Below are 5,354 nucleotides of genomic sequence, written 5' to 3'. Positions count from 1 at the left end.
GCCCACCTCCAGGAGCAGCCGCTGCTGCGGATCCATGGCGAGCGCCTCGCGAGGCGAGATCCCGAAGAATCCCGGGTCGAACTCCGGTGCCTCGTAGAGGAATCCGCCCACGCGGGTGGCGCTGCGGCCCTGGCCGTCGCCCGCGAGGACATCGAGGTTCCAGCCACGGTCGGTGGGGAATCCGGCGATACCGTCACGGCCCTCGGCAAGCAGCCGCCACAGCTCCTCCGGCGAGCGCACGCCGCCCGGGAACCGGCAGGCCATACCGACGATCACGATCGGATCGCCGTCGACCGAGGGGGCCGCCGTGGCGAGGGCGGCGCCGGGGCGGTTGGCGGCCAACCGCTCTTCGGCCGACCGCACGTCGGCCGGTTCACCGAGCAGTTCGGTGAGCAGCCGTTCGGCGAGCACCCGTGGAGTGGGATAGTCGAAGACCAGGCTGGCGGGGAGTGCGAGACCGGTCAGCTCGGTGAGCCGGTTGCTCAGCTCAACGGCGGTCAGCGAGTCGAAGCCGAGATCGCGGAAGGCCTTGTCGCCCTTGATCGCCTCTGCGCCGGTATGACCGAGCACCGCGGCGCAGTGAGTACGGACGACGCTCAGCAGCATCGCCGTACGCTCGCCCTCCGGGGCTCCGCGCAGCCGCTCCCGCAGTCCGGACGCCGCCGATTCCCCGTCCTTCCGGGCGTCCTGAATCACCGTCAGCGCATGCTTGGCAGCGGGCAGTTCGGCGAGCAGCGGGCTGGGACGCAGGCTCAGCAGCGCGGTGAGCAGCTCCGGCCGCTGGAGGTCTGCGAGGACAACGGTCGGCCGGGGCTCGGCCACCACTCGCAGCAGCGCGGAGACGGCCAGCTCGGGATCGAGGGCGCCCGAAGCGCGCTGGTGGCCCGGTCCGTCCGTACCGGCACGGGTGGGGTCCGCTCCGTTGGCCCCTCCGGCCATGCCCGCGCCGTCCCACGCGCCCCAGGCGATCGAGGTCGCCGGAAGTCCCAGCGCCCTGCGCCGCTCGGCCAGCGCGTCGAGCACCGCGTTCGCCGCCGCGTAGTTGGCCTGGCCCGGATTGCCCACCGAGCCGGCCACCGAGGAGAACAGCACAAACGCGGAGAGGCCGAGATCACGGGTCAGTTCGTCCAGCAGCAGGGCGGAGGCGACCTTCGCGCGGAAGACCGTCCCGAACCGCTCGGGCGTCAGTCCGGCCAGTACGCCGTCGTCCAGCACACCGGCCGTATGCACCACGCCTGTCAGCGGGCAGTCCGCCGGGATGGCCTTGAGTGCCCGTTCCAGTTGGTCCCGGTCGGCGACATCGCAGGCGGTGACGGTGGCCCGGGCGCCGAGCGCGGTCAGCTCCGCGAGCAGCTCGGTCGCGCCGGGCGCGGCAGGGCCTCGGCGGCTGAGCAGCACGAGATGCCGGACGCCCTCGCTCGCCAGCCGTCGGGCCACACGCGCGCCGAGCGCGCCGGTACCACCGGTGATGAGGACGGTGCCGGACGGCTCCCAGCGCTCCTCGTTCTCGGCGGAGGAATCGGCGGAGGAATCAGCGGCGGAGGCGGCGGCGGGCGCGGGCAGCATCCGCCGGCCGTAGACACCCGAGGCGCGGACCGCGAGCTGGTCCTCGTCGCCCGTGTCCGTCAGTACGGCGATGAGGCGGCGTACGGCGCGCTCGTCCAGTGCGTCGGGGAGATCGACCAGTCCGCCCCACCGCTGCGGATGTTCGAGGGCCGCGACCCGGCCGAGACCCCAGACGGCGGCCTGTGCCGGACCGGCCGGCGACTCGGCGGGCACGACCCGTACCGCGCCGCGTGTGACGGTCCACAGCGGGGCCGCGATACCGGTGTCACCGAGCGCCTGGACCAGTGCGGCGGTGGCGAGCAGTCCGACGGACACACCGGTGGCGTCCGCCGACTCGTCCAGCGCGAGCAGGGACACCACGCCCGCGACACTTCCGCTCTCCGGGACAGCGGCGGCGAGTCGCGCGGCCAGAGCGGCACGGTCGGTGGCGCCGGTCCCGTCGATGCCCTCGGCGTCCTCGGGTCCTTCGGCCGCCTTGATGTCCACTCGTACCACCGACTGGCCCAGGCCGCTGATCAGCGAGCTCACCCACGCGTCGGCGACTCCGGCCGCCGGAGCGAGCACCAGCCAGACGCCGGAGAGAGCGCCGGCCGAGGCGGTGCTGAGCGTCAGCGGCTGCCATGCCTCGCGGTAGCGCCAGGAGTCGACGGTCGACCGAAGCCTCCGCCGGGTGCGCCACGACGACAGGGCGGGAAGTACGGCGCGGAGCGAACCGCCGTCCACTTCGAGCCGCGCGGCCAGGGACTCCAGATCCTCCCGCTCCACCGCGGCCCAGAACTCCGCGTCGACCGGATCCGTACCGTCCACCGGCTCCACGCCGGCCACCTCGGGCCAGAACCGCTCCCGGTCGAAGGCGTAGGTCGGCAGATCCACCTGCCGGGCGCCCGTTCCCGCGAAGAACACCGGCCAGTCCACTGAGGCACCGGCCACATGGAGCCGCGCCACCGCCGTGACCAGCGCGGCTTCCTCACCATGGCGCTTACTGAGCGCCGGGACCACCACGGCGTCGGTGGGCAGGGACTCGCGGGCGGGCGCGGACAGCACGGTGTCCGGGCCCAACTCCAGGAAGACGGTGGCGCCTTGACCGGCGAGAGTACGGACGCCGTCCGCGAAGCGCACCGGCTCGCGGACATGCCGTACCCAGTGGTCGGCGGTGCACAGTTCCTCGGCCGAGGCGAGACCGCCCGTCAGACCGGACACCACAGGGACGGTCGGCTGACGGTATGTCAGCCCATCGGCCACCGCGCGGAACTCGTCCAGCATCGGATCCATCAGCGGCGAGTGGAAGGCATGCGAGACACGGAGACGAGTGGTCCTGCGGCCCTGTTCCGCCAGCCGGGCGGCGAGCTCCAGGACGGTGTCCTCCTCGCCGGAGATCACCACGGAGGACGGTCCGTTGACGGCGGCGATCGAGACCTGGCCGACGAGATACGGAGTGATCTCGTCCTCGGCGGCCTGTACGGCGACCATCGCACCGCCGGCCGGAAGCGCCTGCATCAACGAGCCACGGGCCACCACCAGTCGGCAGGCGTCCGCCAACGAGAACACGCCCGCGACATGAGCGGCGGCGATCTCACCGATCGAATGCCCGGCCACGAAGTCGGGCCTGACGCCCCACGACTCCACCAGCCGGAACAGCGCCACCTCGATCGCGAACAGGGCGGGCTGCGTACAGCCCGTATCGTCGAGGCGGCCGGCATTTTCGCCCCAGATGACATCCCGGAGCGAGTGGCCCAAGCCCAACTCCGGTTCCAGCAGCGCCAGTACGGAATCCAGCGCCTCCGCGAACACCGGGAACCGCCCGTACAGCTCACGGCCCATACCGAGCCGCTGCGAGCCCTGGCCCGAGAACAGCACCGCCGTCGACCGCTCGGTGCCCAGGCCCCGGGCGATCTCCGTGACGCCCTGGTCCGTCGCCAGCAGTACGGCTCGGTGCTCGAAGAGCGACCGGCCCGTCGCCAGCGAGTAGCCGATGTCCACGGCAGATCCCGACTCGGCCCGGGAGGACTCCACGGTGGACTCCCCCGCGAGGGCCTTGATCCGGGCGAGCTGGCCGTCCAGCGCCGACTCGCTCCTGGCTGATACGAGCCAGGGAACGGCACCCGGGACGGAGGCCGACGCGGCCTCCTCGGCCGGCACCGGTTCCGCCTGTTCAAGGACCACATGGGCGTTCGTACCGCTGATGCCGAAGGACGAGACACCGGCCCGGCGGGCGCGCCCGGTCTCCGGCCAGGGAACGGTGTCGGCCAGCAGTTCCACGGCCCCGGCCGACCAGTCGACATGCGTCGACGGCTCGGTGAGATGGAGTGTGCGCGGCAGAGTGCCATGGCGCAGCGCCATCACCATCTTCACCAGCCCGGCGGCGCCCGCGGCGGCCTGGGTATGACCGATGTTGGACTTGACCGAGCCGAGCAGCAGCGGCCGGCCGCTGTCACGGCCCTGGCCGTAGGTGGCCAGCAGCGCCTGTGCCTCGATCGGATCGCCGAGCGGTGTCCCGGTGCCGTGCGCCTCCACCGCGTCCACATCAGCGGGCAAGAGACCCGAGTTGGCGAGCGCCTGCCGGATCACCCGCTGCTGTGCGGGACCGTTCGGCGCCGTCAGCCCGTTGGAGGCGCCGTCCTGGTTGACCGCGCTGCCCCGGACGACCGCCAGCACCCGGTGGCCGTTGCGCCGCGCGTCGGACAGCCGCTCCAGGACCAGTACGGCCGCGCCCTCGGACCAGCCGGTGCCGTCGGCCGAGTTGGAGAACGCCTTGCACCGGCCGTCGCCCGCCAGCCCGCCCATCCGGGAGAAGCCGGCGAAGTTCGCGGCGGTGGTCATCACCGTCACACCGCCCGCGAGGGCGAGCGAGCACTCACCGCCGCGCAGCGCCTGGGAGGCGAGATGCAGCGAGACGAGCGATGACGAGCAGGCCGTGTCGACGGACATCGCCGGGCCTTCGAGCCCGAGCGCGTACGCCAGCCGCCCGGAGACGACACTGACCGCGAGGCCGGTGGTCGCGTGGCCCGCCATGTCGTCCTTGGAGCGCATGACGAGACCGGCGTAGTCCTGGCCGCTCACCCCGACGAAGACACCGGTACGGCTGCCGCGCAGGGCCGCCGGATCGATTCCGGCGCGTTCGGCCGCTTCCCAGGCGACTTCGAGGAGTACACGCTGCTGAGGATCCATCGCCAGTGCCTCACGCGGCGAGATCCCGAAGAATCCGGCGTCGAAGTCGGCTACGTTCCGCAGGAATCCGCCCTGGCCCTCGGCGGCGCCGATGGACGGATCGCTCTGCCAGCCTCGGTCGGTGGGAAAGCCGGAGATGGCGTCCTCGCCGGAGAGGACCAGCTCCCAGAGTCCTTCGGGCGATTCGACACCGCCTGGGAAGCGGCAGCTCATTCCCACGATGGCGATCGGATCGTCGGTGGTGCCCGCGCTGTCGGCGGACTCGCGCGCGGTGACGGCCGCGACACCGTCCACGGTGCCGTCCACGCCGACCAGTTCGGCCAGCAGATGGACGGCGAGCCGCGCGGGCGTAGGGTAGTCGAAGATCAGGGTGGCGGGCAGCGTCAGTCCGGTGGCCGAGGAGAGACGGTTGCGCAGTTCGACGGCCGTCAGCGAGTCGAAGCCGAGCTGCCGGAACTCCCGTTCCACGGCGATGGCCTCGGGCGAGGAGTGCGCGAGGACGACGGCGGCCTCGGTACGGACGAGATCCGTGAGCAGCCTGGGCCGTTCGTTCTCGCGCAGCGCGGCCAGCCGCTCGACCAGGCCCGCCCGGGACACGCTCGCGGCGCCGCTCTTGGCGG

Annotated in this window: 1 protein-coding gene; it reads right to left on the bottom strand. The window is 72.5% G+C overall.

Going from position 1 to position 5,354, the window contains the following annotated elements:
- A partial coding sequence (locus tag GA0115259_RS31340) for a type I polyketide synthase (RefSeq protein ID WP_141716768.1) occupies nucleotides 1-5,354 on the bottom strand: 5,354 nt, incomplete at both ends.

The sequence above is a fragment of the Streptomyces sp. MnatMP-M17 genome (assembly GCF_900091995.1).
GTDB lineage: Bacteria > Actinomycetota > Actinomycetes > Streptomycetales > Streptomycetaceae > Streptomyces.
This window is presented reverse-complemented; position numbering and strand designations above follow the sequence as displayed.